Below are 1,627 nucleotides of genomic sequence, written 5' to 3'. Positions count from 1 at the left end.
CCCCCTCTGGCAGGATAGTTGACACCCCATACTGAAAATCTCAATGGGGGCAACGGAGCCTGATATGAAACGTTATTCACCGGAACGTAAAGCCGCTGTGTTGGCCAAATTACTTCCGCCTTACAACATGACCGTCACCGCACTTGCACTCCAGGAAGGGATATCGGAAGCTACCCTCTATAACTGGCGAAACCAAGCTAAACTGGAGGGAAAACCGGTGCCCGGAGCCAACAAAACCACCGACCTTTGGTCGACAGAGGCCCGCTTTGCCGTCATCGTTGAAACCGCCACACTCAGTGAAGCGGAACTGAGTGAATACTGCCGTCGCAAAGGCCTCTATCCTGAACAAATCGCTCAATGGAAACAGGCTTTTCTCCAGACGCCACAAGCTGATACCCGCCAGTCGCAAAAGCAGGCCCAAAAGAAAATCAAAGGGCTGGAGCGCGAATTGGCGCGCAAAGAAAAGGCCCTGGCCGAGGCGGCAGCGTTGCTGGTCTTGCGAAAAAAGCTGAATCACTATTACGGTGTGGAGGACGAGGACGACTGACCCCTGCCCATGAACGCACGCAGCTTATCCAATGGACAGGTGAAGCCATGTGCGCCGGCGCACGTCTGCTCTCCGCTTGCCGGGAAGTGGGGGTCAGCCTGAGCACCTGGCGGCGCTGGCGCCGCCAGGCTGAAGACCGTCGCCCCACGGCAGAGCGTCCGGTACCGGCCAATAAACTGACGGCTGAGGAAGAGCATCAGATAGTCGCGGTATGTAACGAGCCGGAATATGCCAGCTTGCCGCCGGCACAGATCGTGCCACGGTTGGCGGACAAGGGCATCTACCTGGCCAGTGAGTCGACGTTTTACCGGGTGCTCCGGCGACATGGTCAGGTGCATCACCGGGGCCGTAGCCGCGCACCGCTGAAGGTGAATAAACCGACCAGCTATCAGGCTGTTAGGCCATGCCAGGTGTGGACGTGGGACGTCACCTGGCTGGCCTCCCGGGTTCGTGGCCGTTATTTTTATCTGTATCTAATAGAAGATATTTTTAGCCGAAAAATCGTCGGTTATGAGGTTCATGAAGAGGAAAACGGCGAGCAGGCCGCCGCGCTCCTGCACCGCACGGTATTACGTGAAGGGTGCTACCGAGATCCGTTAGTGCTTCATGCCGACAATGGTGCGCCGATGAAATCCCAGACGTTGAAAGCGAAACTGGAAGAACTGAAGATCACCGGCTCGCACAGTCGCCCACGAGTCAGCAACGATAATCCGTATGTGGAGTCGCTGTTCAGGACGCTAAAATATGTTCCGGCGTGGCCGTCATCAGGCTTCCTTGATCTGGATGAAGCGCGGCGTTGGGTTGAGGCGTTCAGGCGGTGGTATAACGAAGAGCACCGGCATAGCGCCATCGGTTATGTGACCCCGGGCCAACGGCATCGAGGGGAAGATATAAGCCTGCTGGCAAAACGAAAAGCCTTGTACGAGACGGCTCAAAAAGCCCGACCGGAACGGTGGTCAACCTCATGCCGTCAATGGCAGCGGGTCGAGGTGGTGATGTTGAATCCAGATAAGCCAGAAACTGGGCTGAAAACGGCAGCATAAAAACGAATAAGGGTGTCAACTTCGTTGACAGCTACCG

The 1,627-nt window shown here is 56.3% G+C and carries 1 protein-coding gene; it reads left to right on the top strand.

Going from position 1 to position 1,627, the window contains the following annotated elements; translation table 11 throughout:
- The first annotated feature begins 64 nt into the window (after positions 1-64).
- A protein-coding gene (locus tag MFP24_RS00390) for an IS3 family transposase (protein ID WP_249228645.1) occupies positions 65-1,590 on the top strand; the annotation gives its coding sequence in 2 pieces (ribosomal slippage) (positions 65-500 and positions 500-1,590; 1,527 coding nt in all).
- Positions 1,591-1,627: the final 37 nt, after the last annotated feature.

Origin of the sequence: Brenneria tiliae (assembly GCF_023347575.1) — a bacterium.
GTDB classification, from domain to species: Bacteria; Pseudomonadota; Gammaproteobacteria; order Enterobacterales; family Enterobacteriaceae; genus Brenneria; species Brenneria corticis.
The sequence above is the reverse complement of the archived record's forward strand: the minus strand, read 5'-3'. Positions and strand labels throughout refer to the sequence as shown.